General features: G+C 69.8%; 23 protein-coding genes. 18 read left to right on the plus strand and 5 right to left on the minus strand.

All coding sequences use genetic code 11. The annotated features are described in order from the left end of the window. From HMPREF2716_RS27560 to HMPREF2716_RS27570, 3 genes are all read left to right on the plus strand, one after another. Positions 1-1168: DUF1302 domain-containing protein (locus tag HMPREF2716_RS27560; protein ID WP_049310733.1), on the plus strand; the 1168-nt coding region annotated here is incomplete at its 5' end. Between the two features lie 56 nt (positions 1169-1224). Continuing rightward, positions 1225-2595 carry a DUF1329 domain-containing protein gene (locus tag HMPREF2716_RS27565; protein WP_003102338.1) on the plus strand — a complete coding sequence of 457 codons (1371 nt, stop codon included), beginning with the start codon at positions 1225-1227 and terminating at the stop codon, positions 2593-2595. 149 nt (positions 2596-2744) lie between these two features. Next, on the plus strand, positions 2745-5228 hold the full coding sequence (locus tag HMPREF2716_RS27570) for a LuxR C-terminal-related transcriptional regulator (protein ID WP_023517866.1): 2484 nt from the start codon (positions 2745-2747) through the stop codon (positions 5226-5228). 6 nt (positions 5229-5234) lie between these two features. Here HMPREF2716_RS27570 and HMPREF2716_RS27575 read toward each other — a convergent pair whose 3' ends face one another. Continuing rightward, positions 5235-6047: a SirB1 family protein gene (locus tag HMPREF2716_RS27575; RefSeq protein WP_070622071.1), complete on the minus strand. Its 813-nt coding sequence runs from the start codon at positions 6045-6047 to the stop codon at positions 5235-5237. A 242-nt stretch (positions 6048-6289) separates the two neighbouring features. On the opposite strand from HMPREF2716_RS27575, the gene HMPREF2716_RS27580 reads away from it, so the two are divergent. From HMPREF2716_RS27580 to HMPREF2716_RS27595, 4 genes are all read left to right on the plus strand, one after another. Then, positions 6290-7318, plus strand: coding sequence for a Leu/Phe/Val dehydrogenase (locus HMPREF2716_RS27580; protein ID WP_023517865.1), 1029 nt, complete (start codon positions 6290-6292; stop codon positions 7316-7318). Between the two features lie 141 nt (positions 7319-7459). Then, positions 7460-8557, plus strand: coding sequence for a pyruvate dehydrogenase (acetyl-transferring) E1 component subunit alpha (gene pdhA, locus HMPREF2716_RS27585; protein ID WP_003106978.1), 1098 nt, complete (start codon positions 7460-7462; stop codon positions 8555-8557). Next, positions 8550-9551 carry an alpha-ketoacid dehydrogenase subunit beta gene (locus tag HMPREF2716_RS27590; RefSeq protein WP_003106981.1) on the plus strand — a complete coding sequence of 334 codons (1002 nt, stop codon included), beginning with the start codon at positions 8550-8552 and terminating at the stop codon, positions 9549-9551. The genes pdhA and HMPREF2716_RS27590 overlap by 8 nt, the downstream gene beginning before the upstream one ends. Before the next feature lie 17 nt (positions 9552-9568). Then, entirely contained in the window at positions 9569-10681 is a 1113-nt protein-coding gene (locus HMPREF2716_RS27595; RefSeq protein WP_023115133.1) for a dihydrolipoamide acetyltransferase family protein, read from the plus strand. Here the strand turns inward: HMPREF2716_RS27595 and HMPREF2716_RS27600 are convergent, their stop codons facing one another. The 3 genes from HMPREF2716_RS27600 to HMPREF2716_RS27610 all read right to left on the minus strand — a co-directional run bounded on the left by HMPREF2716_RS27600 (position 10682) and on the right by HMPREF2716_RS27610 (position 12060). Continuing rightward, a complete protein-coding gene (locus tag HMPREF2716_RS27600; RefSeq protein ID WP_003107529.1) occupies positions 10682-11080 on the minus strand; it encodes a DUF2809 domain-containing protein in 399 nt (132 codons plus the stop codon). Positions 11081-11173: 93 nt separating this feature from the next. Then, positions 11174-11758: a hypothetical protein gene (locus HMPREF2716_RS27605; RefSeq protein ID WP_009876867.1), complete on the minus strand. Its 585-nt coding sequence runs from the start codon at positions 11756-11758 to the stop codon at positions 11174-11176. Between the two features lie 35 nt (positions 11759-11793). Beyond that, complete coding sequence (locus HMPREF2716_RS27610) at positions 11794-12060, minus strand: YebG family protein (protein WP_003091854.1); 267 nt, start codon at positions 12058-12060, stop codon at positions 11794-11796. Between the two features lie 209 nt (positions 12061-12269). Between HMPREF2716_RS27610 and HMPREF2716_RS27615 the strand changes: the two genes are divergently transcribed. The 9 genes from HMPREF2716_RS27615 (at position 12270) to HMPREF2716_RS27655 (ending at position 22796) form a co-directional block, all read left to right on the plus strand. Then, entirely contained in the window at positions 12270-12539 is a 270-nt protein-coding gene (locus HMPREF2716_RS27615) for a DUF2790 domain-containing protein (protein WP_003091850.1), read from the plus strand. A 119-nt stretch (positions 12540-12658) separates the two neighbouring features. After that, the gene (locus HMPREF2716_RS27620) at positions 12659-12877 is read left to right on the plus strand and encodes a hypothetical protein (protein ID WP_003107534.1); all 219 of its coding nucleotides are present in this window, start codon (positions 12659-12661) and stop codon (positions 12875-12877) included. Between the two features lie 76 nt (positions 12878-12953). Next, positions 12954-13469, plus strand: coding sequence for an RNA polymerase sigma factor (locus HMPREF2716_RS27625; RefSeq protein WP_003107536.1), 516 nt, complete (start codon positions 12954-12956; stop codon positions 13467-13469). Between the two features lie 64 nt (positions 13470-13533). After that, positions 13534-14520, plus strand: a complete 987-nt coding sequence (locus tag HMPREF2716_RS27630) for a FecR family protein (protein WP_023517864.1) — start codon at positions 13534-13536, stop codon at positions 14518-14520. Positions 14521-14729: 209 nt separating this feature from the next. Beyond that, entirely contained in the window at positions 14730-17405 is a 2676-nt protein-coding gene (gene hasR, locus HMPREF2716_RS27635) for a heme uptake receptor HasR (protein ID WP_012613815.1), read from the plus strand. A gap of 85 nt (positions 17406-17490) precedes the next feature. Then, the gene (gene hasA / locus HMPREF2716_RS27640; protein WP_003091842.1) at positions 17491-18108 is read left to right on the plus strand and encodes a heme acquisition protein HasA; all 618 of its coding nucleotides are present in this window, start codon (positions 17491-17493) and stop codon (positions 18106-18108) included. A 217-nt stretch (positions 18109-18325) separates the two neighbouring features. Next, a complete protein-coding gene (locus HMPREF2716_RS27645; RefSeq protein ID WP_070581737.1) occupies positions 18326-20116 on the plus strand; it encodes a type I secretion system permease/ATPase in 1791 nt (596 codons plus the stop codon). Beyond that, positions 20113-21444 (plus strand): HlyD family type I secretion periplasmic adaptor subunit, encoded by a 1332-nt coding sequence (locus HMPREF2716_RS27650; RefSeq protein WP_003098666.1) that lies wholly within the window; start codon positions 20113-20115, stop codon positions 21442-21444. The genes HMPREF2716_RS27645 and HMPREF2716_RS27650 overlap by 4 nt, the downstream gene beginning before the upstream one ends. Next, a complete protein-coding gene (locus HMPREF2716_RS27655) occupies positions 21441-22796 on the plus strand; it encodes a TolC family outer membrane protein (protein WP_003113107.1) in 1356 nt (451 codons plus the stop codon). Before HMPREF2716_RS27650 ends, HMPREF2716_RS27655 begins: the two co-directional genes overlap by 4 nt. On the opposite strand, the gene HMPREF2716_RS27660 is transcribed toward HMPREF2716_RS27655, so the two are convergent. Next, positions 22789-23076: a DUF3509 domain-containing protein gene (locus HMPREF2716_RS27660; RefSeq protein ID WP_003091839.1), complete on the minus strand. Its 288-nt coding sequence runs from the start codon at positions 23074-23076 to the stop codon at positions 22789-22791. The genes HMPREF2716_RS27655 and HMPREF2716_RS27660 overlap by 8 nt on opposite strands. Positions 23077-23250: 174 nt before the next feature. On the opposite strand from HMPREF2716_RS27660, the gene HMPREF2716_RS27665 reads away from it, so the two are divergent. Both HMPREF2716_RS27665 and HMPREF2716_RS27670 read left to right on the plus strand, forming a co-directional pair. Then, a complete protein-coding gene (locus HMPREF2716_RS27665; RefSeq protein WP_003091838.1) occupies positions 23251-23736 on the plus strand; it encodes a phosphate-starvation-inducible protein PsiE in 486 nt (161 codons plus the stop codon). A 112-nt stretch (positions 23737-23848) separates the two neighbouring features. Further along, on the plus strand, positions 23849-24820 hold the full coding sequence (locus HMPREF2716_RS27670) for an HlyD family secretion protein (RefSeq protein WP_003091837.1): 972 nt from the start codon (positions 23849-23851) through the stop codon (positions 24818-24820). The last annotated feature ends 3 nt before the right edge of the window (positions 24821-24823 follow it).

Here is a 24823-nt window from a genome sequence, read left to right on the forward strand (position 1 = left end):
GGAGATCAAGGAAGGCCTGATCCCGGTGAACATGCTCTACCTGTCCCAGGGCATCAGCGACGCGCTGACCGTCGAAGGCTTCTACCAGTTGGAGTGGGACCAGACGGTGATCGACAACTGCGGCACCTTCTTCTCTACCACCGACGTGGTCGCCGATGGCTGCGAGCGGATGGTCTACGCCGGCAGCGACTTCGACCCGAACCCGGCCAACGGCTACCGCTACCTGCCGCGCGCCGGCGATCGCGATGCCCGCGACAGCGGCCAGTGGGGCCTGGCCCTGCGCTGGTACGCGGCGGAGCTGAACGACACCGAGTTCGGCCTGTACGCGATGAACTACCACAGTCGCAACCCGTACTACAGCGTGATCGCCGGCAACGGCCTGGCCACCTCCGACCCGGTCACCGGGCGCTCCACCGGCTATTACTTCATCGACTATCCCGAGGACATCCGCCTCTACGGCCTGAGCTTCCAGACCAACATCGGCAGCACCTCGGTGGCCGGCGAGCTGAGCTACCGGCCGAACATGCCGCTACAAATCAACAGCACCGACATGTCGATCGCCGCGATCTACCCGACCACCCTGTTCGGCAACCCGATCTACGACAGCGGCTTCGCCACCCCGCGCGCCGGCGAGGTGATCAACGGCTACGTGCGCAAGCCGGTGACCCAGGCACAGGTGACCGTCACCCAGTTCTTCGACCGGGTACTGGCGGCCGACCGCCTGACCGTGGTCGGCGAAGTCGGCTACAACCACCTCAGCGGGGTCGACGGCGACGACCTGCGCTACGGTCGCGACGCCATCTATGGCATCGGCGAACTGCCGAACAACGCCTTGTGCACCGGCGCGCTCAACGTGGCCAACCCGCAGGAGTGCAACAGCCACGGCTTCTACACCCGCAACTCGTGGGGCTATCGCCTGCGCGGGATCCTCGAATATCCCAACGTGTTCGCCGGGGTCAACCTGAAGCCGAACCTGGCCTGGTCGCACGACGTCGAGGGCTACGGGCCGAACTTCAGCGAGGGCGCCAAGGCCGTCAGCGTCGGCCTCGATGCCGACTACCAGAACACCTATACCGCCAGCATCAGCTACACCGACTTCTTCGGCGGCAACTACAACCCGATCAACGACCGCGACTTCCTCGCGGTGAGCTTCGGGGTGAACTTCTGAGGTCCGCCGCCCCTCGGGGCGGCCGCTTTCGCGGATACGAACAAGGATAACGACGCATGAAAACAGCACGACTCCTGTCCTCCGGGGCGCTGGCCCTCAGCCTGCTGGCCGGTTCGGTGACGGCGGCGGTTTCGCCCGACGAGGCCGCCAAGCTCGGCAGCAGCCTGACCCCCATCGGCGCGCAGAAGGAAGGCAACGCCGACGGCAGCATCCCGGCCTGGACCGGCGGCCTCGCGGCCAGCGCCGGCAAGGTCGATGGCAAGGGCTTCCTTTCCGATCCCTTTGCCGACGAGAAGCCGCTGTTCACCATCACCGCGCAGAACGTCGAGCAATACAAGGACAAGCTCTCCGACGGCCAGTTGGCGATGTTCAAGCGCTACCCGGAAACCTACCGGATCCCGGTGTACAAGACCCATCGCACGGTGGCCCTGCCGGCCGAGATCGACGAGGCGGTCAAGCAGAGCGCGCTGAACGTGCAGCCGATCAACGACGGCAACGGCCTGTCGAATTTCGAGAAGAGCCGCTACTACGCCTTCCCGATCCCGAAGAACGGTGTCGAAGTGCTCTGGAACCACATCACCCGCTACCGCGGCGGCAACCTCAAGCGCACCATCGTCCAGGCCACCCCGCAGACCAACGGCAGCTTCACGCCGATCCGCTTCGAGGAGTCGGTGGCATTCCCGCAGAACATGCCCGACCTCGATCAGAGCAAGGCGGCCAACATCCTCACCTTCTTCAAGCAGCAGGTGACCGCGCCGGCGCGCCTGGCGGGCAACGTGCTGCTGGTCCACGAGACCCTCGACCAGGTCAAGGAGCCGCGCCTGGCCTGGGTCTACAACGCCGGCCAGCGCCGCGTGCGGCGCGCCCCGCAGGTGGCCTACGATGGCCCGGGCACCGCCGCCGACGGCCTGCGCACCTCGGATAACTTCGACATGTTCTCCGGCGCCCCGGACCGCTACGACTGGAAGCTGGTCGGCAAGCGCGAGATGTACATCCCCTACAACGCCTACAAGCTCAACGACCCGACCCTGAAGTACGGCGACATCATCAAGGCCGGGCACATCAACCAGGACCTGACCCGCTACGAGCTGCACCGGGTGTGGGAAGTGGTCGGCACGGTGAAGCCGGGCGAGCGGCACATCTACGCCAAGCGCCACATGTACATCGACGAGGACAGCTGGCAGATCGCCCTGGTCGACCACTACGACGGTCGCGGCCAGCTCTGGCGGGTCGGCGAGGGCCACGCGCAGTACCACTACGACCAGAAGGTCGCCGGCTACACCCTGGAGGCGCTCTACGACGTGATCGCCGGTCGCTACCTGGCGCTGGGCATGAACAACGAGGAGAAGCGCGGCTACGAGTTCGGCTTCAAGGCCTCGTCCGCCGACTACACGCCGGCCGCCCTGCGCAACGCCGGGGTACGCTGAGTCCCGGCCAGTCGCGACGAGCGTGGCGGCTTGTGCCGACGCGCTCGTTCGTTATGACGGCCCATCACCCGGCGCAATCATCGTTCAGCAGCGGGGCAGGCGCGGTCTAGGCTCCCGGCAAGGCGCTTCGACAGAACAAGAGCACTGCCATGACCGAGCCGACCGAGCTGCCCGCCGCCTTGCCGCGGTTGCCGCCGCAGCACCTGCCGCGGCCCCGTTTGCACCAGCCGCTGCTGCGCGGCGAATGCCGCCTGCGACTGCTCTGCGCGCCCGCCGGCAGCGGCAAGACCGTCCTCCTCGGAGAATGCGCGCGGCGGGCGCCGCCTGGCGTGAAGGTGGTCTGGCTGGCGCTGGGCGGGGACGCGCTGGACCCCGCGACCTTCCGCCGCCGCCTGGCCGGCGCCCTCGGCTTGCCCGAGGACAGCGACGAAGCGCAACTGTGCCGGCGGCTGCGCAACGCTTCCGCGCTGTGGCTGCTGCTCGACGATTACCCACGGCACCCCGACCCCGCCCTCGACGCCTGCCTCGATCGCCTGTTGAGCGCGGCCTCGCCACGGGTGGGCTGGTGGCTGGCGAGCCGGCGGCGGCCGCAGTGCAACCTGGCGCGGTTGCTGCTGGAAGGGGAGTTGCTGGAGGTCGACGGCGGCCTGCTGGCGTTCGATGCCGACGAGGTCGCCGAACTGCTCCGCCTGCACGGGCGCGGCGCCGATGCCGCTGCGACCGGGGCGCTGCTGGAACGCAGCGGCGGTTGGTGCGCCGCGTTGCGCTTGCGCCTGCTGGTCGGCGAAGAGACGGCCGGACCGTTGTTGCAGGAATACCTCCAGCACGAGTTGCTCGACGAGCTGCCGCCGCCGCTGGCCGACGCCGCGCGTGCCCTGGCCTGGCTGCCGCAAGTCGGTCCGGAGCTGTTCCGCCGGCTGTTCGAGGAGCTGCCCCACGGGCTGGACGACCTGTTGGCGCGGGGCTTCCCCCTGCTGGCCGATGCGAACCAGCGCTACAGCCTGCCGCCGGCGATCCGCGAGGCCTGGCGCGAAGCGCCACAGCGCCCGCAGCGGGACTTCCACCGGGAAGCCTGCGAATGGTTCGCCGAACACGGCGAGACCCGCGAGGCGGTCGACCAGGCGCTGGCCGCCGACGAACCGGAAACCGCCGCCGGATTGTTGCAGAAGCTCACCGAGGAGCAATTGCTGCACGGCCACAACATCGGCATGGTCCTGGCCCTGCGCGACGAACTGCCGGCGGCGCTGCTGGCCAGCACGCCGCGCCTGGTGATCCTGAATGCCTGGGCGCTGCTCTACGCCGGACGCCTGGCCGAAGCCGAGGACTGCATCGGCCAGTTGGCGCGCTTCCTGCCGATGCCCTCGGCGTCCCGCCAGCGGGTGCTGCTGGCGCAATGGCAGGGCTTGTTCGGGATCCTTCTGCACTGCCGTGGCGAGCGCGGCGCCGCCGACTACCTGCGCGAGGCGCTGGAGCAACTGCCGGAGGACGCCTGGTCGCAGGGACTGATCTGCCGCTCGGCGCTGATGCAACTGGCGATGATCGAGGGGCGGATGGACCAGGCGCGGTTGATCGGCCGCGATGCCTTGCGCCTGGCGCGCGAGCACGACAGCCTGATCTTCGAGGCGCTGATCGAACTGGAGCGGGCGCAGTGGCTGGAGCAGCGCGGCGAACTGCTGCGCGCGGAAGGCGTCCTCGATCGCGCCCAGCGCTACCTGGAGGACCTCGGCCAGCAGGGCAGCCCGATGCTCGGCCGGATCGCCCTGCGCCGCGCGCGCCTGTGCCTGCAGCAGGGCCGCGAGGTCGAGGCCGGGCACTGGTATCGGCTGGGGCTGGAGCAGGCACGGGAGAATCTCGATCCCTGGGTGCTCTACGGCTACCTGGGACTGGCCTTGCTGGAAGCCGGGCAGGGCGACCTGGACGCGGCGTTCAACCGCCTGCTGGAGGTCGAGCGGCTGATGCAGCAGCGCCATGTCCCCGATCCGCTGTATCGCGGCGCGCTACTGCTGGTCAGCTCCGCCCTGACCCTGCAGCAGGGACGGCCGGCGCAGGCGCGGGAGATCCTGCTGCGGGTCCGCGCCTACTTCCAGCCGGGACGGGCGCGCCTGTCGCCGCCCTCCGAACCGGAGCTGGAAGCGCGGGTAGAGCACCAATTGGCGCTGGCCGAACTCTACAGCGGTGAGGCTGCCGCCGCCGAAGCGCGGCTGCGCGGGCTGCTCGCCATTCTCGAGGCGCAGGGGCGGCAGACGCTGCTCTGCGAAGTGCGCATGGGTATCGCCGAGTGCCAGTTCCTCTCCGGACAATTGCCCCAGGCCCAGCAAACCCTGCGCAGCGGCCTGGAACTGGCGGAGCGGCTGGGCCTGCAACTGCCGCAGCGGCGACTGCGGGATCGCCAGCCGCAGCTGTTCGCCGCCCTGCCGGGGGAAGAAGAGGAGGGGCTCAGTCCGCTCAGTTGCCGGGAACTGGCGGTGCTCGGCCTGATCGCCCAGGGCTGCTCCAACCAGGAGATCGGCGAGCAACTGTTCATTTCCCTGCACACGGTGAAGACCCACGCCCGGCGGATCAACGGCAAGCTCGGGGTGGCCCGCCGGACCCAGGCGGTGGCGCGGGCCAAGGCCCTCGGCCTGCTCGCCTGAGCGGCCTCAGTGCAGGGCGCGGCCGGTCGGCGGGGCGAGTTCGCCCAGGCGCTGGCCGAGGCGCAGTTGCTCGGTGGGATCGTCGCTGAGCAAGAGCGCGCGTTCCAGGTCGTAGCGTTCCGCCTGCGGGCAATCCAGTTGCCGATAGAGGCCGGCGCGGGCCTCGTGGTCGGCGGCGCCCACCGGGCCGAGTTCGATCACCCGCTGGGCATCCTTCAGCGCGGCCAGCGGCTCGCCGGCGGCGCTGTGCAGTTGTCGCAGGTTGCGCGACAGACGCTGGAGGATTTCCCCGGGAGAGGCCTGCTTCAGGTAGGCGGCCTGCAGCTCGCTCTTCGGCCCCTGCAGGCGCAGCAGCAGTTCGCGGCAGTCGGTGGGATAGAGGCGCCGTCCGGTGGCCGGGTCGAGCAGATGGTCGGCCTGCGGCACGCGCAGCAGGAAGCGTCCCGGGAAGTTCACTCCGACCAGCGGAATGTCCAGCCGCCGCGCCAGTTCCATGGCCACCAGCGCCAGCGACAACGGCTGTCCCTGGCGCCGCTGCAGCACCAGCGGGAGCAGGGCCGAGCGCGGTTGCAGGGGGAAGTCGTCGTCTTCGCAGAAACCCTGTTCGCTCATTCGCCGCAGCAACCCCTGGGCGCGCTCGCTGGCCGAGGCGCGGTCGTCCAGGCTGGCGCCGATCTGCCGGACGAGTTCGTCGAGCTCGCGCAGGGCGTGGGCGGGCGAATACGCCGGGAGGGGCTCCGCGGCGATCCACAGGGCCGCCTCGAACAGCGCTGGCGGTTCCTGGGCGAGACAATCGAGGCAGGCTTGACGCGGGTCCATGGCTTTCCTCCTGGTGCGCCTGGATCGCTGCGGACGGGCCGTTCGGAGCACGCCGGGGCCGGTTTCGAGCGGGCGGACCCCAAGGTTGTAACCGTCCGCCGAAGCTTCGTCCAGTACCCGGCTCGGCGAGCGCCGCCTGGTCGTCGTCCTTGCGGGCGTTTCGCCGACGCCTGCCTATACTGAAGGTGCCGGGCGGCAACGGCCCGGCCCGGACAACAAGCAGCAAGCAGGGGAGCCCCAGCATGTTCGACATGATGGACGCGGCCCGGCTCGAGGGTCTCCACCTCGCCCAAGACCCGGCCACGGGACTCAAGGCCATTATCGCCATCCACAGCACGCGACTCGGCCCGGCGCTGGGTGGTTGTCGCTACCTGCCTTACCCCAACGACGAAGCCGCCATCGGCGACGCCATCCGCCTGGCCCAGGGCATGAGCTACAAGGCGGCCCTGGCCGGGCTGGAGCAGGGCGGCGGCAAGGCGGTGATCATCCGCCCGCCGCACCTGGACAATCGCGGCGCGCTGTTCGAGGCCTTCGGGCGCTTCATCGAAAGCCTCGGCGGACGCTACATCACTGCGGTGGACAGCGGTACCTCCAGCGCCGACATGGACTGCATCGCCCAGCAGACCCGCCACGTCACCAGCACCACCCAGGCCGGCGACCCCTCGCCGCATACCGCCCTCGGCGTGTTCGCCGGGATTCGCGCCAGCGCCCAGGCGCGCCTCGGCAGCGACGACCTGGAAGGCCTGCGGGTCGCGGTGCAGGGGCTCGGCCACGTCGGCTACGCATTGGCCGAGCAACTGGCGGCGGTCGGCGCCGAGTTGCTGGTCTGCGACCTCGATCCCGGCCGGGTGCAACTGGCCGTCGAGCAGCTCGGTGCCCATCCGCTGGCGCCGGAGGCATTGCTCTCCACCCCTTGCGACATCCTCGCGCCCTGCGGCCTGGGCGGCGTGCTCACCAGTCAGAGCGTCAGCCAGTTGCGCTGCGCGGCGGTGGCCGGGGCGGCGAACAACCAGTTGGAGCGGCCGGAGGTCGCCGACGAGCTGGAGGCGCGCGGCATCCTCTATGCGCCGGACTACGTGATCAACTCCGGCGGCCTGATCTACGTCGCCCTCAAGCACCGCGGCGCCGATCCGCACAGCAGCATCACCGCGCACCTGGCGCGGATTCCCGCGCGGCTCACCGAGATCTATGCCCATGCCCAGGCCGACCACCAGTCGCCGGCGCGGATCGCCGACCGTCTGGCGGAACGGATTCTCTACGGCCCGCAGTGACGGGCCGGCGTTTCCGGCGAGGCCGCCAGCGGGCCTCGCCAGCGGCAGTGCGGGCCACCCCCGCCGCGCCGCGCGTGCACGCCGCCACCCGCGGCGCGACCCTGAGCGGCACGCCTACCCGGCGTGCGGAGGAGGTTTGCGATGGTTCACAACCGGATCGACCCGCCTTTCACCCGCTACCTCGACAGCGACGGTCGGCCCCTCGGCGAGTTGCCCGCCTGGGCCGGCGACAGCGATGCGCTGGTCGGCCTCTACCGGCAGATGCTCCTGACCCGCCTGTTCGACCAGAAGGCGGTGGCCCTCCAGCGTACCGGGCGGATCGGCACCTATGCGCCAACCCTCGGCCAGGAAGCCATCGGCGTGGCCATCGGCAGCCAGATGCGCGCCGAGGACGTGCTGGTGCCGTATTACCGCGATACCGCCGTGCAATTGATGCGCGGCGTGCGCATGGAGGACATCCTCCTCTACTGGGGCGGCGACGAGCGCGGCAGCGACTACGCCGAACCGCTGGCGGCGCAGGACTTTCCCATTTGCGTGCCGATCGCCACCCAGGCCCTGCATGCCTGCGGGGTCGCCTCGGCGTTCCGCATCCGCGGCGAACACCGGGTGGCGGTGACCACCTGCGGCGACGGCGCCACCAGCAAGGGCGATTTCCTCGAGGCGCTGAACGTGGCGGGCGCCTGGCAGTTGCCGGTGCTCTTCGTGGTCAACAACAACCAGTGGGCGATCTCGGTGCCGCGGCGCATCCAGTGCGGCGCGCCGACCCTGGCGGAGAAGGCGGTGGGTGCCGGCTTCCCCGGCGAACAGGTGGACGGCAACGACGTGCTGGCGGTCGCCGAACGCGTCCGCGCGGCCCTGGAGCGCGCGCGCCAGGGCAAGGGGCCGACCCTGCTGGAGTGCATCAGCTATCGCCTCTGCGACCACACCACGGCCGACGACGCCAGCCGCTACCGTTCCGCCGAGGAGGTCAACCAGGCCTGGCGCGAGGAGCCGATCAAGCGCCTGCGCGCCTTCCTCGCCGGCCGCGGCCAGTGGGACGAGGAGCGCGAGCAGGCGCTGGTGGGCGAGTGCCAGGCGCGGGTGCAGGAGGCGGTGGAGCGTTTCGAGACGTTCGCCGCGCAGGCGCCGCAGGCACTGTTCGAGCATGTCTACGCGCGCTGGCCGGCGGTCCTGGAGGAGCAGCGCGAGCAATTGCTGGAGCGCGCCGCGCGGCGGCAGGGAGGGGCCGAACATGAATGAGCGCAACGGCGAAGCGAAACGCCTGGCCCTTCTGGAGGCGGTCAACCTGGCGTTGCACCGGGCCATGGCCGAGGACGAGACGGTGGTGGTGCTGGGCGAAGACGTCGGGGTCAACGGCGGGGTGTTTCGCGCCACCCTCGGCCTGCGCGAGCGCTTCGGCTTCAAGCGGGTGCTGGATACGCCGCTGGCGGAGAACATGATCGCCGGGCTGTCCATCGGCATGGCCGCCCAGGGCCTGAAGCCGGTGATGGAGATCCAGTTCATGGGCTTCATCTACGCCGCCATGGAGCAACTGGTGTCCCATGCCAGCCGCCTGCGCAATCGCACCCGCGGCCGCCTGGCCTGCCCGTTGGTGCTGCGCACGCCGATGGGCGCGGGGATCCGCGCGCCGGAGCACCACAGCGAGGCGACCGAGGCGATGTTCGCGCACATCCCCGGCGTCCGCGTGCTGGTGCCGTCGTCGCCGGCGCGGGCCTACGGCCTGCTCCTGGCGGCGATCGACGATCCCGATCCGGTGATCTTCCTCGAGCCGACCCGGCTCTACCGGATGAACCCGCAGCCGCTGGCGGACGACGCCCGGCGCCTGCCGCTGGACAGTTGCTTCACCCTTCGCGAAGGCGGCGACCTGACCCTGGTCAGCTGGGGCGCCAGCGTCCACGAGACCCAGCAGGCCGCCGAGCGCCTGGCGCAGCGCGGCATCGAGGCCGAAGTGATCGACGTCGCCTGCCTCAAGCCGCTCGACCTCGACACCCTCGAAGCCTCGGTGCGCAAGACCGGTCGCTGCGTGATCGTCCATGAGGCGCCGAAGAGTGGCGGCCTCGGCGGGGAAATCGCCGCGAGCCTCTACGAGCGTGTCCTGTTCGACCTGCGGGCGCCGATCCAGCGGGTCGCCGCGGCCGATATCCCGCCGCCGCTGTACCGCCTGGAAGCGCTGTACATGCCCGCCGTGGAGGACATCCTGGCGGCCTGCGACACCGTGCTCGGCTACGCCTGAGCCAAGGGGAGACGACCATGAAGCACTTCAAGCTGCCCGACCTGGGCGAGGGCCTGCAGGAAGCGGAAATCGTCGAATGGCACGTCAAGGCCGGCGACAGCGTGCGCGCCGACCAGCGCCTGGTCTCGGTGGAAACCGCCAAGGCGCTGGTGGACATCCCTGCGCCCTACGATGGGGTGGTGGGCAAGCTGTTCGGCGCCGAGGGCGACATCCTCCACGTCGGCGAACCGCTGGTGGGCTTCGAGGGCGAGGAGGCGGACGCCGGTACCGTGGTGGGGCGCCTGGAGGGCGGCGGTAGCGCCCTGGAAGACCGTTTCTTCATCGGCGCCGCACCGTCCACCCGCGAACACCTGGCACCGCGCGCGACCCCGGCGGTGCGCCAGTTCGCCCGCCAGCAGGGCGTCGAACTGGCCGGCCTGAGCGGCTCCGGCCCGGATGGCCTGATCACCCGCGCCGACGTCGAGGCCGCCGCCCAGGGCGCCCGCGAACGCTTCGGCGGCGAGCGCTTGCGCGGGGTACGGCGGAGCATGGCGCTGAACATGGCGCGCTCGCATGCCGAGGTGGTGCCGGTGACGATCTACGGCGACGCCGACCTGCATCGCTGGAAGACCGCACGCGACCCGTTGATCCGCCTGGCCCAGGCGCTGGCCGAGGCCTGTCGCGCCGAGCCGACCCTCAACGCCTGGTTCGATGGCGCCTCGTTGTCGCTGAAACTGCATGAGCGGCTCGACCTGGGGATCGCCGTGGACACCCCGGACGGCCTGTTCGTGCCGGTGCTGCGCGACGTCGGTGCGCGTTCGGCGGAGGACCTGCGCGCCGGTATGCGGCGCCTGCGCGAAGACGTCCAGGCACGCTCGATCCCGCCGGCGGAAATGCTCGGCGCGACCCTGACCCTATCCAACTTCGGCACCCTGTTCGGCCGCTACGCCAACCCCGTGGTGGTGCCGCCGCAGGTGGCCATCCTCGGCGCCGGCGGCATCCGCGACGAAGTAGTGGCCTGGCGCGGCGAGATGGCGATCCACCCGATCCTGCCGCTCTCGCTGAGCTTCGATCACCGCGCCGCCACCGGTGGCGAGGCGGCGCGTTTCCTCAAGGTACTGGTGAACGCCCTGGAGCGGCCCGACGGCTGATCAGCGCCGGCGCTCCAGCCACCATGCCAGCAGCGCGCCGAGGGCATAGGCGAGCAGGTCGAAGCCGTCGGCGGTGCTGCCGAGAACGATGCGCAGCACGGGGCTGGAGAATTGCCAATGCAGTTGCGCCGCCAGGTACTGGCCCAGTTCCAGCAGCGCGCCGACGGCAAAGGCGGCGGATGCCAGCCAGGCGGCCGGCGCCCTGAGCGCGCTGCCCATCAGGTAGTAGAGCCAGACCACCGCCAGCAGGTCGCCGCCGAAGCTGCGTATCCAGCCCCAATGCCGGCCCAGGGTGGCGAGCAGGACCAGCAGGCCGAACAGCAGCAGTGCCAGCAGCAGGCTGCGCCGGTCCAGGCGCCAGCGTCGGGAGCGGACGGGGGAGGCGGGGAGAGCGGGCATGGGACCTTCCTGGTCGATGGGGCTGCCGGGCGTTGTACGGCAAGCGCCGGTTTCCGGCAAGCCGGGCGCGGGTCGGACAAGCGCCGCGCGGACTCAGCGGCGTCGCAGGCTGGCGAGCAACTGCTCGACGAAGGCGTCGCTGCCGGAGCTGTCGAGGTAGTGCACCTGGGGACCGTCGAGCAGGTAGAGCGCGTGGTAGGGCTTGCCGGCCTGGCTGCCGCGCAGGCGATAGACCTCGGTGCCGGCCACGCGGTAGCGGCTGACGCTGGCGCGCCGGTCGCACAGGCCGAGGGCCTGGCGCTGCGCCTGGAGACGCTCGCGCTCGGCGTCGGGCAGGCCGTCCAGCGGCAGGGCTCCGAACAGCAGGCGAACCTGTCGCGGAAGGTCGAGCCGTTCGCCCTCGTCCGCGCCCATCTCGTTGCCTTCGAGCAGGCGGTGGGCGAGGTAATGACCCTCGGCGTAGCGAGCGATCAGCAGGTCGCCGCTGTGCAGCAGGGTGGCGGGGGCCCGTTGCAGGTCGAGTTGCAGCCTGCCGGCGCCGCCCAGGGCCAGGACCTGCGCGGCGCCGGCAGAGGCTGCCGGTGTCTCGGCGTCCGTGGCCCGGAACGGGCAGGCGAGGGCAGGGGCACCGGCGAGGCCGAGGAGGACGCACAGCAGGCCGGCAAGTTGTCGCGGCATGTTTCGGCTCCTTGCGCTTTGCTTGCAGCGGCGGCTCATTCGTCCGCGGCGTTTTCCTCGAACAGTTCGTTGAGGGCGTCCGGCTGGTTCTTGAAGGCGCGGGCGAAGGCGTCGCGGTTCTTCGCCATGAAGATGCCGAGTTCTTCCACCTGTTCCTCCTTCAGCGACGGCACCGCCTTCTGCAGCACCTCGGCCAGCGTTTCCGCCAGCTCCAGCATCTTGTCGTAACGATCGGCTTCAGCCTTGTCCATGAACAAACGCTCCTGATCCCGGCTGCTGCGGTACACCACTTCGACGGCCATTCATCACCTCTGTGCCTTCTGAGTCGCAAGGTTGCTTTGACTGGTTATCCATACAGTATATGGCGTCTTGCCGTCCGTGGATAGCGCCAGGATTGCCGGCGCATTGCCAGGGCGGTCGTCGTCTGACAGAAATGTCACGCCGGGCTCATGAGCCTGACAGTCTCCGCAGCGTAGTTTCAGGCTGAACGTTCTACCAAGGAGACATCCTCATGAGAGTGATCCCGTTGGCACTTGTCGCGCTGCTCGGCCTGGCGCCGCTGGCCCAGGCGCAGCAGCAGCCCTACGGACCCAACCCGGACTCGAAATCGCTCCGCCAGCACTACGTGGAAGGGCGCCTGGACATCGCCCGGGTGATCTACAAGACCGACCTGTGGAGCGCCTGTGGGATCGTCCCGGCGCGCCTGGTCTACGAGGACTCGCAGGGCGAGCGGCATACCGTCGAGTACAAGGCCTGGGGCAGCGGTTGCAGCGGCAATTGAGCGAACCCGGCGCGGCACGGGCCGCGCCGGGTTTTCCTCGGCTCCCGCGCTTCTGCTAAGGTTGCGCGCCTGCCGCCCGTTGCGCGGCGCATACCTTCCGCCCCGCAAGGATGCCCGGCATGCAAGACTTCGGTTTCGCCCTTCTGCTCATCGGCTACGTCTGGTCCGTGGCCAGCGGCGGTCGCCGTTCGATCCCCTGCGCATTGCTCTGCCTGCTGCTGTTTCCGCTGGCGCAACTGGCCTTCGCCATCAACGACGCGCCGATGCGCCCGCCGCTGGCGCTGGCGGCCCTTGGCGCGGGCCTGGCCTACCTCGGCGGCGGCTCGGTGTTCGGCTGAGCCCGGCATCTCACAAGAATACGATTGAAAATCATTATCATAAAAAATATGCTGCTGCCCTTCTGAAAGGACGTGGGTGGATGCGCCGTTGGCGGAGCAGGATCTCAAGGCACTGTTTCTCAGGCATGCCCGGCAGCTGCAGTCGTATCTGTTGCGCAAGACCCGCGATCCGCACCTGGCGGCGGACCTGGCGCAGGAAAGCTTCCTGCGCCTGGCCGAGCAGCGGCACAAGGAGCCGATCGAGCATGTCGACGCCTATCTCTACCGCACCGCGCACAACCTCACCATCGACCATTACCGGCAGGAACGGCGGCGCCGCACCGAGACCCGGCCCAACGACGACCTCGCCGGGTTCGTCGCCGACCAGCCCGGCCCCGAGGAGTCCGCGGTGGATGCCGATGCGCTTGCCCGCCTGCGCGAGATAGTCGCCGAACTGCCGCCGCGCACCCGTGAGATCTTCCGTCTCAACCGTCTGGAGGGGCTGACCCATGCCGAGGTGGCGAGACGCCTGGAAATCTCCGATAGCTCGGTGCAGAAGCACCTGGCCCGCGCCCTGGCCCATGTGATGCAGGCACTCGAGGATTCCCGCTGAATGGATTACCGAGTCTTGCCGGTTCGCGCGTCTGAACCTCTATAACGACCAACGAGAGCCGCACGTGAACAGCCCCCAGGAACAACAGCAGATCCGCCAGCAGGCCGCCGAATGGGCGATCCGCCTGGACGGCGGCGACCTCGACCGGTCCCGGCGCGAAGCGCTGGACGGCTGGCTGGCGGCCGACCCCCGGCACCCGGCCGCGCTGGCGCTGGCGCAACGGACCTGGAAACAGCTGGGATCGCTGGCCGAACCGCGGACGATGGTTCCGACGCCGGTCGCCAGCGCGCCGCGCCGCGCCGGGGGGCGGCGCAAGGGCTGGCGCGGCTGGGCCGCGGCGGCGGCGGTGCTGCTGGCCCTGGGCAGCGCCTGGAACGAACGCGACGCCGGCGTGACCTGGCTGGCCGACCACTCTACCGGCAAGGGCGAGGTACGCATCCTGCGGCTGGTGGATGGCAGCGAGGTCGAGCTGGACGCACAGAGTGCCATCGATGTCGCCTACGACAGCCGCGAGCGACGGGTGCGCCTGCTCGAAGGCAGCGCGATCTTCCGCGCCGCCCCCCGCGCGGAGCGGGAGACACGGCCCTTCGTGGTGGAAAGCGCCGGCGGCAGCACTCGCGCGCTGGGTACTCGGTTCCTGGTCAGCCGCAACGACGACGGCAGCGTCCAGGTCGGGGTGCTCGAACACCGCGTCGCGGTGGCCCTGGCGCATCCGCGCACGGGGACCGTCGGGCGCCGCGAGCTGGGCGAGGGCGAGAGCCTGCGCTACAGCGCGGAGGGCGGCGTCGAGGCGCCGCTGGGCGGTCGCCTCGACGACCTGACCAGTTGGCGGCGCGGCCTGCTGGTCTTCGACGAGCAGCCGCTGGGCGAGGTGGTGGCGCGCCTCAATCGCTACCGGCCGGGGCATTTGCTGGTGGCTCCCGGTGCGTTGGCGCAGCGGCGGGTCAGCGGCGTATTCCGGGTCGCCGACCTGGAGGCCTCGTTGCAGTCGATCAGCGATGAGCTGGGAGTGCGCAGCCTGGGCCTGGCGGGAGTGACGCTGCTGTACTGAGCGGCGCGATCGCTTCCGAGAGCCTCGACCACGGGCCGGGCAGTCGCCCCGCGCGCTTGTTCCGGCAGGGGCCGGGAAGCGTATTTTCGAGCCGTGGATCCCGCCGGCGAAAAATTTTCTCGATTTCCGTTACTGACTTTCCCTGCCTCCATCGTTCTCTTAACGAGACTGATTCTTATTACACAAAACGATGGAGTGTAGGCGCTGTCATGAAACATCGTGGATGGAGTGCCGTGCGAGGCGGTCGCAAGGGGGCGCAACTGGCCCTGGGGCTGGGCCTGGTCCTGCTGGGAACGGCCGCGCTACCGCTGCATGCGCAAGACGGGGCGGACTCGGCGAGCCAGCAGCAGACCGCGTTGCGCCGGGTCCGGCTGGACATCCCGGCACAACCGCTGAACCGCGCCCTGCTGCGATTCGCCGAGCAGGCCGGGGTCCAGGTGTTCTTCGACAGCCAGCGTTTCGCCGGTCTCGGCAGCGCGGCGGTGCACGGCGAATACGTGCTGGCCGACGGCCTGAGCCAGATGCTCCAGGGCAGCCCGGTGGAATACCGCTTCTCCGGCAAGGACCAATTGAGCCTGATCCGCGTCAGCCAGGACGACCTGGTGCAGATGTCGCCCTCGGTGATCTCCGCCGCGCGTCCGGACGACTGGGTCTACCAGACGCCGCATTCGGTCAGCGTGATCGGCCGCGAGCAGATCGAGCGCAACCCGCCGCGGCATGCCGCCGACATACTCGAGGAAACCCCCGGGGTGTACTCCTCGGTGAGCCAGCAGGACCCCGGCCTGTCGGTGAACATCCGTGGCATCCAGGACTACGGGCGGGTCAACATGTCGGTCGACGGCATGCGCCAGAACTACCAGCAGAGCGGCCACCAGCAGCGCAACGGGACGCTCTACGTCGATCCCGAGCTGCTCAGCGAGGTGGTCATCGACAAGGGCGCCAGCTCGGCCATGGGCGGCGCCGGGGTGATCGGCGGGATCGCCAACTTCCGCACCCTGGAGGCCCGCGACCTGGTCAGGCCGGGCAAGCAGGTCGGTGGCCGGGTGCGCCTCACCAGCGGCCTGGGCGGCGACGCCAATGGCACCCACTTCATCGGCAGCGCGGCCTTCGCCATCGGCACCGAGGTCTGGGACATGCTGGTCGCCGCCAGCGAGCGCCACCTGGGCGACTACGACCCGGGGACCAAGGGCAGCATTGGCGAGCTGCGCACCGGCGCCTGGTTCAATCCCGAGGCCGGGCAGCGGGTCAAGCATTCGCCGGTGGCCTACTCCGGCTATGTGATGCGCTCGCGACTGGCCAAGCTTGGCGTCGCCCTGCCGCAGGACCAGCGCCTGCAGTTCAGCTACCTGACCACCCAGGTGTCCTACGACGACGCCAACATGCTCAACACCGAGAACCAGGCGCTCTGGGAAAAGCTCGGCAGCAGCGACGTGCGTGCGCAGAACTTCGCCATCGACTACGGCTACGCGCCGGACAACCCGTTGGTGGACTTCAAGGCCAAGCTCTACTACGTCGACAACCGCAACCGCCAGCAGACCCTGCAACGCGGTATCACCCCCGGCTACTCGATCACCTACCAGACCGACACCTACGGCGCGCAGGCGCAGAACACCTCGACCTTCGCTCTCGACGATCTCTCCACGCTGCGCGCCAACTATGGCCTGGAGTTCTTCTACGACAAGGTGCGGCCGGACTCCAGCCAGCCGCGGGCGAGCACCTCGGCGGTCGGCTTCCCTGCGGCCGAAGGCATGACCCCCAAGGGCGACCGCGCCCTCGGTAGCCTGTTCGCCCGTCTCGACTACGACTACGACGACTGGCTCAACCTCAACGCCGGGCTGCGTTACGACCGCTACCGCCTGCGCGGCGACACCGGCTTCAACGCGCGCACCTTCATCCTTGGCACCACCCGGCAGACCGACATGCCGCTGCAATACGCCGTCGACCGCGAGGAGGGGCGCTTCTCGCCGACCTTCGGCCTGTCGGTCAAGCCCGGCGTCGACTGGTTGCAGTTGTTCGCCACCTACGGCAAGGGCTGGCGCCCGCCGGCGGTGACCGAGAGCCTGATCACCGGCCGCCCCCACGGCGGCGGCGCGGAAAACATGTACCCCAACCCGTTCCTCAGTCCGGAGCGCTCGAAGGCCTGGGAAGTCGGTTTCAACGTGCTGAAGGAGAACCTCTGGTTCAGCGACGACCGCCTGGGCCTGAAGGTCGCCTACTTCGACACCCGGGTCGACGACTTCATCTTCATGGGCATGGGCATGCAGCCGCCGGGCTACGGCATGGCCGGGATCGGCAACAGCGCCTACGTCAACAACCTCGACAGCACGCGCTTCCGTGGCGTCGAGTACCAGCTCGACTACGATGCCGGGCTGGCCTACGGGCAGCTCTCCTACACGCACATGATCGGCAGCAACGACTTCTGTTCGAAGACCGCCTGGCTCGGTGGCGTCACCCAGACGGTGAAGGGCAGCGGTCGCCGCCCGCCGGTGATCGACATGCGGCCGGACGAGCAGGCCAACGCCGCCACCCATTGCAGCGCGGTGCTCGGCTCCGCCGAACACATGCCGATGGATCGCGGCTCGCTGACCCTGGGCATGCGCTTCTTCGACCGCAGGCTGGACGTCGGCGCCCGTGCCCGCTACAGCGAAGGCTACTCGGTGGCTGGCGGCGCCACGGTGTCGCAGGCCGGCGTGTACCCGGCGGACTGGAAGGAATACACCGTCTACGACCTGTACGGCAGCTACCGGGTGAGCGATGAACTGACCCTGCGCCTGGCCATGGAGAACGTCACCGACCGCGCCTACCTGGTGCCGCTGGGCGACGTGCTGGCCTTCACCCTCGGTCGCGGGCGGACCCTGCAAGGCACCCTCGAATACCAGTTCTGACCCCCGTTTTGCCCAGTGAAGGGCAAAACCGGAGCGGGCATCCGTGCGCTCCGGCATTCACCACTCGTTGAATTGGAGTTTTGGCATGAGCATTTCGATTTCCTACAGCACCACCTACAGCGGCTGGACCGTAGCGGATTACCTGGCGGACTGGTCGGCCTACTTCGGCGACGTCAACCATCGTCCGGGCCAGGTGGTGGACGGCAGCAATACCGGCGGCTTCAACCCCGGTCCGTTCGACGGCAGCCAGTACGCGCTGAAGAGCACCGCCAGCGACGCGGCCTTCATCGCCGGCGGCGACCTCCACTACACCCTGTTCAGCAACCCCAGCCACACCCTGTGGGGCAAGCTGGACAGCATCGCCCTCGGCGACACCCTGACCGGCGGCGCCTCCAGCGGTGGCTACGCCCTGGACAGCCAGGAGGTGAGCTTCAGCAACCTGGGCCTGGATTCGCCGATCGCCCAGGGCCGCGACGGCACCGTGCACAAGGTGGTCTACGGCCTGATGAGCGGTGACAGCAGCGCCCTGCAGGGGCAGATCGACGCGCTGCTGAAAGCGGTCGACCCGAGCCTGTCGATCAACTCCACCTTCGACCAGTTGGCCGCGGCCGGCGTCGCCCATGCCACCCCGGCTGCGGCAGCGGCGGAAATCGGCGTGGTCGGCGTGCAGGAACTGCCGCACGACCTGGCCCTGGCGGCCTGAGCAACTGTCCACGATAGCGTTCGTGGACTGCTTGCGCTAAAGGCCGGAGAGGAGTTGGCGCTCCTCTCCGGCGCACGAACCGCCGTCGCTGCGCCTCGCACCCGTGGCGACGGCGGCCCCCGGATTGTTCCTCCGCCGGCCGTGCCCGGCAAGCGGAGACTGCCGCAATGTCCTCCGGGCCCGCTCGCGGCCCGGACACCCACAGGACCCGACTCCGATGAAGCTCCGGCCGGCCTCGCCGCGCAATGAAATCCTCGCCACCCTCGGCCGCTTCCGCCCGGCGCTGCGCAGCGTCGCGCTGTTCACCGCGGTGATCAACCTGCTGATGCTGGCGCCGTCGCTGTACATGCTGCAGGTCTACGACCGGGTGCTCGGCTCCGGCAACCACATGACCCTGCTGATGCTGACCCTCATGGTGCTCGGCCTCTACCTGCTGCTCGGCGCCCTGGAGTGGGTGCGCAGCCTGGTGGTGATCCGCCTCGGCGGCCAGCTCGACATGCAACTCAACCAGCGCATCTACGACGCCTCGTTCCGCGCCAGCCTGGAGCGCGGCGAGCAGGCCGTCGGGCAGGCGCTGAACGACCTGACCAGCCTGCGCCAGTTCCTCACCGGCAACGCCCTGTTCGCCTTCTTCGACGCGCCCTGGTTCCCGCTCTACCTGCTGGTGATCTTCCTCTTCAGTCCCTGGCTCGGCCTGCTCGCCCTGGTTGGGGCGCTGCTGCTGGTGCTGCTCGCCTGGGTCAACGAAAGCCGCTCGCGCGAACCGCTGGCCGAGGCCGGGCAACTGTCGATCCTCGCCACCCAGCAGGCCTCGGCCAACCTGCGCCAGGCGGAAACCCTGGCGGCAATGGGCATGTTGCCGGCCATGCGCGCGCGCTGGTTCGCCCAGCACCAGGCCTTCCTTGCCCGGCAGAACCTCGGCAGCGAGCGCAGCGCGGCGATCGGCGCGACCTCCAAGGGCGTGCGCCTGGCCCTGCAGTCGCTGGTGCTCGGCCTCGGCGCCTGGCTGGCGGTGGAGGGACGCATCACCCCGGGGATGATGATCGCCGGCTCGATCCTGATGGGACGCGTGCTCAGCCCCATCGACCAGTTGATCGCGGTCTGGCGCCAGTGGAGCGGCGCGCGGCAGGCCTACCAGCGACTGGCGCGGCTGCTCGAGGAGAATCCGCCGGCTGCCCTGGGCATGCCGCTGCCGGCGCCGCGCGGCGCGTTGCGCGTCGAGCGGCTCTGCGCAGCCGCGCCGGGACGCGAGCAGGCATTGTTGCAGGACCTCGGTTTCGCCCTGGAGCCTGGCGAAGCGCTCGGCGTGATCGGGCCGTCCGGTTCCGGCAAGTCGACCCTGGCGCGCTTGCTGGTGGGCGCCTGGCAGCCGCTGTCCGGCGCGGTGCGCCTGGACGGCGCCGACCTGCGGCAGTGGAGCGCGGCGGCACTGGGGCCGCACATCGGCTACCTGGCCCAGGACGTGCAACTGTTCGCCGGCAGCATCGCCGAGAACATCGCGCGCTTCGCCGAGGTGGATGCCGAGAAGGTGGTGGCGGCGGCGCGCCTGGCCGGCGTGCACGACCTGGTGCTGCGCCTGCCGCAGGGCTACGACACGCGCCTTGGCGACGGCGGCGCCGGACTCTCCGGCGGCCAGCGCCAGCGCATCGGCCTGGCCCGCGCGCTGTACGGGCGACCGGCGCTGATCGTGCTCGACGAACCCAATGCCAGCCTCGACGAGGCGGGTGAGGCGGCCCTGGCCGAGGCCATCGCGGCGATGCGCCGGCACGGCAGCAGCCTGGTGCTGGTCACCCACAAGCCGGCGGTGCTGGCGCTGACCGACAAGCTGTTGTTGCTGCATGGCGGGCGCCTGCAGCGTTTCGGCGCGACCGCCGAGGTGCTTGCCAGCGCCTCGCCGCCGGCCGCTGCGGCCCCGGCGCCGACACGGCCGACGCCGGCGTTCGGTTTCGGCTACCGGCCGGGACCGGGGATGCCGGTCGGCGGTGTGCCGGGAGGAGCGGCGCGATGAGCGGGCAGGCGCGGTTGCGCGAAGTCGGCGCCGGCGGCGCGGCGCTGGAACTGGACGAGAAGCGTTTTTCCCGGCTCGGCTGGGGGCTGGTGCTGCTCGGCTTCGTCGGCTTTCTCCTGTGGGCCGGGTTGGCCCCGCTGGACAAGGGTGTCGGGGTCTCCGGCACGGTGATGGTGGCCGGTAGCCGCAAGGCCGTGCAGCACCCTACCGGTGGCCTGGTCAGGCACATCCGCGTGCACGAAGGCGAGCGGGTGGAGGCAGGACAGGTGCTGCTGGAGATGGACGCTACCCAGGCCCGGGCCCAGGCCGATGGCCTGTTCGCCCAGTACCTGGCGGCGCTGGCGAGTCTGGCGCGGCTGAGCGCCGAGCGCGATGAAAAGGCGCGGATCGAGTTTCCCGCCGAGCTGCTGGCGCTGGACGACCCGCGCCTGCCGACCCTGCTGGAACAGCAGCGGCAGTTGCACGACAGCCGTCGGCGGGCGCTGCGCCTGGAACTCGATGGTCTTGCCGAGACGGTCGCCGGCAGCCAGGCGCAACTGGACGGCCTGCAAGCCGCGCTGCGCAGCAAGGAGCAGCAGCGCGCCGCCCTCGAGGAACAGTTGCGCGGCCTGCGCCAACTGGCCAGCGAGGGCTACGTGCCGCGCAACCGCCTGCTCGACAGCGAGCGCCTGCTGGCCCAGGTCAACGGCGAGATCGCCGGCGACCTCGGCAGCCTCGGCAGTACCCGCCGGCAGATCCTCGAACTGCGCCTGCGCATGGCCCAGCGGCGGGAGAAGTTCCAGGAAGAGGTGCGCGCCAGCCTGGCCGACGCCCAGGTGCGCGCCGAGGAGTTGCGCAATCGCCTGGCCAGCGCGCGCTTCGACCTGGCCAACAGCGAGGTACGGGCGCCGGTCGCCGGCCTGGTGGTCGGCCAGGAAGTGTTCACCGAGGGCGGCGTGATCGCGCCCGGCCAGCAACTGATGGAAATCCTCCCGGAGCGCCAGCCGCTGCTGGTGGACGCTCGGCTGCCGGTGGAGATGGTCGACAAGGTCCGCGTCGGCCTGCCGGTGGAGCTGATGTTCAGCGCCTTCAACCAGAGCACTACGCCGCGGGTGGAGGGCGAAGTGACCCTGGTCTCGGCCGACCGCCTGCTGGACGAGCGCAGCGAGGCGCCGTACTACCGGGTGCGCATCCGCGTAGGCGAGGAGGGCGTACGTCGCCTGGCCGGCCTGGAGATCCGCCCGGGGATGCCGGTGGAGGCCTTCGTTCGCAGCGGCGAGCGCTCGCTGTTGAACTACCTGTTCAAGCCGCTGGCCGACCGTACCCACCTGGCGCTGGGGGAAGAATGAATCGCCTGCGAGCCTGCCTGCTGTCCTCCGCGCTGCTTTCGGCCTCTTCGGCCCAGGCGCTGGGCCTGCTGGACGCCTACCAACTGGCGGTGCGCCACGACCCGACCTTCCAGGCGGCGCTCCACGAGCGCCGCGCCGGCAGCGAAAACCGCGCCATCGGCCGTGCCGGCCTGCTGCCGAGCCTGCGCTACGACTACAACAAGGCGCGCAACGACTCCACCGTCAGCCAGGGCGACGCCCGCGTCGAGCGCGACTATCGCAGCTACGCCTCGACCCTCAGCCTGGAGCAGCCGCTGTTCGACTACGAGGCCTACGCGCGCTACCGCCAGGGCGAGGCCCAGGCGCTGTTCGCCGACGAACAGTTCCGCGGGCGCAGCCAGGAACTGGCGGTGCGCCTGTTCGCCGCCTACAGCGAAACCCTGTTCGCCCGCGAGCAGGTGGTCCTGGCCGAAGCCCAGCGGCGCGCCCTGGAAACCCAGCTGGCGTTCAACCAGCGTGCCTTCGAGGAAGGCGAGGGCACCCGCACCGACCTGCTGGAGACCCGCGCCCGGCTGAGCCTGACCCGCGCCGAGGAGATCGCCGCCAGCGATCGCGCGGCGGCGGCGCGGCGTACGCTGGAGGCGATGCTCGGGCAGGCACTGGAGGATCGCGAACTGGCCGCGCCCATCGAGCGCTTCCCGGCGCTGCGCCTGCAACCGGCGACCTTCGAAGGCTGGCGCCAGGTGGCCCTGCAACGCAGCGCCGAGCTGGGCGCCCAGCGCCATGCGCTGGAGGCGGCAGCCTACGAGGTGGAGCGCAATCGTGCCGGCCACTTGCCCAGGCTCAGCCTCTACGCCAGCAGCAGCAAGACGCACTCGGCTTCGGAAAGCACCTACGAGCAGAAATACGACACCGACAGTGTCGGCCTGCGTCTCAGCCTGCCGCTGTTCGAGGGCGGGCGGGTGTCGGCAGCGACCCGCCAGGCCGGCGACAAGTACGCCCAGGCCCAGGCCGAGCTGGATGCCCAGGTGGCCAGTGTGATCAATGACCTGCACAGCCAGTTCGACCTGACCGCCAGCAGCCTGGCCAAGGTGCGTGCCTACGAGATGGCGGTGGCGGCGGCGCGCGAACAGGTGACAGCGACGCGGCGCAGCGTCGCCGGCGGGGAGCGGGTCAATCGCGACGTGCTGGACGCCGAACAGCAGTTCTACGGCGCCCGCCGCGACCTGGCGGAAGCGCGCTACGCCTACCTCAACGCCTGGCTGCGCCTGCGCCAGCTGGCGGGGGTGCTGGAAGACCGCGACCTGGCGGTGCTGGCTGCCTATTTCGGCGCCGGCGAAGGACGCGCGCAGGTCACCGCTGCCATCAGATAGCTATCGGCCAGCGTGCCTTGCCTTGGGTCATCGCCTGCAACAGTTGCGGCGCGCTGGTGCCGTTTTCGATGGCGATGCCGAAGCGGATGCTCTCGATCATCCGCTGCAACTGTTCCAGGTCATGCAGTTGCGCCGGTCGGATCAGGCGCTTGGCGGCGACCCCGCGTTCGTTGGAGAGGGTGAGGACGATGCTGCCGTCCGGCCGCTCCAGGCTGAGGTTGACCCGGTACTCGGCCTGGAAGGCCTCGGTGAGGAGCTGGAAAGGGCTGCTGTCGGTCATGGCGGACCACCTGAATGCTGTCGTGCTGGTTGGGACTGGGTGCCGCCCGGAAAGTTCTTTGTCACCGCCGGGCTGTACCCTGCGCCGACGTGCGGACGTCTATCTGCGCACGTGCCTTGGCCTGGGCCTTGCACGCTTCGGGCCAGGTGGCCGTCGTCTTTGTCGGGAGAAGCTATGAAACAGAATTGGGCCGAGCGCCTGCGCGCAAGCATGCACCACCAGGCGGAGAGCCTCGGCAACCTGCTGGTGGAGGCGTTCCACTACCTGGCCCTGTTCGCCATCGGCGCCACGGTGTTCTGGGCGGCGGGCGCGGCCTTCCTGGGGATGGTGAACAAGGGGCATGCATCGATCGACGACATCCTCCTGCTGTTCATCTACCTCGAGCTGGGCGCGATGGTCGGTATCTACTTCAAGACCAACCACATGCCGGTACGCTTCCTGATCTACGTGGCGATGACCGCGCTGACCCGCCTGATGATCGCCGACATCCAGCACAACCATACGCCGGACGATGGCATCATCCTGGTCTCGGTGGCGTTGCTCCTGCTGGCGCTGGCGATCCTGGTGGTGCGCTTCGCCTCGGCGCGCTTCCCTTCGGCGAAGTCCGACGGCGCCGCCGCGCGGCGGGTGGCGAGCGAGGACGCCGAAGGGGAAGCCTGATTCGTCGCCGCGCCGGAGCCGGTCTCCGGCGCGCTTCCGCCCGGCGCGCCGGCCAGCGCAACGGCCTGGCAATGTACTACCATCGCCCGGTCGTGTTCAGGAAGCCTGCCCCATGAAGGGATGGAAACTCTTTACCCCGCTGCTGATCCTCGCGATCGTCGCCATCACCCTCTACCTGCGCCTGCACAATCCGCCCCTGCTGTTGCAGGGCGAGGCGGACGCCACCAACGTCATCGTTTCCTCCAAGGCCAAGGGCCGGGTCCAGGTGCTGCACGTGCGGCGCGGCGACGAGGTGAAGCAGGGCGACCTGCTGATCAGCCTCGACAGCCCCGAGCTGGAAGCCCAGCTCGATGCCCTGCACGCGGCGCGCAACCAGGCCCAGGCGCAGCTCGATGAGTCGCTCCACGGTACTCGCGAGGAGAGCATCCGCGCGCTCAAGGCCAGCCTGGCACAGGCCGAGGCCGAGTTGCGCAACGCCGAGTCGGATTTCCAGCGCAACCAGCAGATGGTCGAGCGCGGCTTCCTCTCGCGGACCCAGTTCGACCTCTCGCGGCGTGAGCGCGATGTCGCCCGTGACCGCGTCGCCGAGGCGCGGGCCAATCTCGACGAAGGCCTCAAGGGCGACCGCGAGGAGCGCCGCCAGGCGTTGCAGGCCGCGGTGCGCCGGGCCGACGCGCAGATCGCCGAGCTACAGGCGCAGATCGACGACCTGCAGGTGCGCGCGCCGGTCAACGGCGAGGTCGGGCCGATCCCCGCCGAACAGGGCGAACTGATCAACGCCTACAGTCCGCTGCTGACGCTGGTGCGGCTGGACGACAGCTACTTCGTCTTCAACCTGCGCGAGGACATCCTGGCCAAGGTGCGCAAGGGCGACCGCATCGTCATGCAGGTGCCCGGCCTGGGCGGCGCCGAGGTCGAGACCGAGCTGCGCTACATCGCCCCGCTGGGCGATTTCTCGACCAGGCGCGCGACCCGCGCCACCGGCGATTTCGACCTGAAGACCTTCGAGACCCGCTTCTACCCGTTGCAGCCGACACCCGGCCTGCGCCCGGGCATGAGCGCGCTGTGGCGCTGGACGAACTGAGCG

The sequence above is a fragment of the Pseudomonas sp. HMSC076A11 genome (assembly GCF_001810205.1).
In the GTDB taxonomy this organism is placed as follows: Bacteria; Pseudomonadota; Gammaproteobacteria; order Pseudomonadales; family Pseudomonadaceae; genus Pseudomonas; species Pseudomonas aeruginosa.

Coding starts and splice junctions, on each gene's coding strand:
- HMPREF2716_RS27565 (WP_003102338.1), top strand. CDS start 1,225: ATGAAAACAGCACGACTCCTGTCCTCCGGGGCGCTGGCCCTCAGCCTG.
- HMPREF2716_RS27570 (WP_023517866.1), top strand. CDS start 2,745: ATGACCGAGCCGACCGAGCTGCCCGCCGCCTTGCCGCGGTTGCCGCCG.
- HMPREF2716_RS27575 (WP_070622071.1), bottom strand. CDS start 6,047: ATGGACCCGCGTCAAGCCTGCCTCGATTGTCTCGCCCAGGAACCGCCA.
- HMPREF2716_RS27580 (WP_023517865.1), top strand. CDS start 6,290: ATGTTCGACATGATGGACGCGGCCCGGCTCGAGGGTCTCCACCTCGCC.
- pdhA (WP_003106978.1), top strand. CDS start 7,460: ATGGTTCACAACCGGATCGACCCGCCTTTCACCCGCTACCTCGACAGC.
- HMPREF2716_RS27590 (WP_003106981.1), top strand. CDS start 8,550: ATGAATGAGCGCAACGGCGAAGCGAAACGCCTGGCCCTTCTGGAGGCG.
- HMPREF2716_RS27595 (WP_023115133.1), top strand. CDS start 9,569: ATGAAGCACTTCAAGCTGCCCGACCTGGGCGAGGGCCTGCAGGAAGCG.
- HMPREF2716_RS27600 (WP_003107529.1), bottom strand. CDS start 11,080: ATGCCCGCTCTCCCCGCCTCCCCCGTCCGCTCCCGACGCTGGCGCCTG.
- HMPREF2716_RS27605 (WP_009876867.1), bottom strand. CDS start 11,758: ATGCCGCGACAACTTGCCGGCCTGCTGTGCGTCCTCCTCGGCCTCGCC.
- HMPREF2716_RS27610 (WP_003091854.1), bottom strand. CDS start 12,060: ATGGCCGTCGAAGTGGTGTACCGCAGCAGCCGGGATCAGGAGCGTTTG.
- HMPREF2716_RS27615 (WP_003091850.1), top strand. CDS start 12,270: ATGAGAGTGATCCCGTTGGCACTTGTCGCGCTGCTCGGCCTGGCGCCG.
- HMPREF2716_RS27620 (WP_003107534.1), top strand. CDS start 12,659: ATGCAAGACTTCGGTTTCGCCCTTCTGCTCATCGGCTACGTCTGGTCC.
- hasR (WP_012613815.1), top strand. CDS start 14,730: ATGAAACATCGTGGATGGAGTGCCGTGCGAGGCGGTCGCAAGGGGGCG.
- hasA (WP_003091842.1), top strand. CDS start 17,491: ATGAGCATTTCGATTTCCTACAGCACCACCTACAGCGGCTGGACCGTA.
- HMPREF2716_RS27645 (WP_070581737.1), top strand. CDS start 18,326: ATGAAGCTCCGGCCGGCCTCGCCGCGCAATGAAATCCTCGCCACCCTC.
- HMPREF2716_RS27650 (WP_003098666.1), top strand. CDS start 20,113: ATGAGCGGGCAGGCGCGGTTGCGCGAAGTCGGCGCCGGCGGCGCGGCG.
- HMPREF2716_RS27655 (WP_003113107.1), top strand. CDS start 21,441: ATGAATCGCCTGCGAGCCTGCCTGCTGTCCTCCGCGCTGCTTTCGGCC.
- HMPREF2716_RS27660 (WP_003091839.1), bottom strand. CDS start 23,076: ATGACCGACAGCAGCCCTTTCCAGCTCCTCACCGAGGCCTTCCAGGCC.
- HMPREF2716_RS27665 (WP_003091838.1), top strand. CDS start 23,251: ATGAAACAGAATTGGGCCGAGCGCCTGCGCGCAAGCATGCACCACCAG.
- HMPREF2716_RS27670 (WP_003091837.1), top strand. CDS start 23,849: ATGAAGGGATGGAAACTCTTTACCCCGCTGCTGATCCTCGCGATCGTC.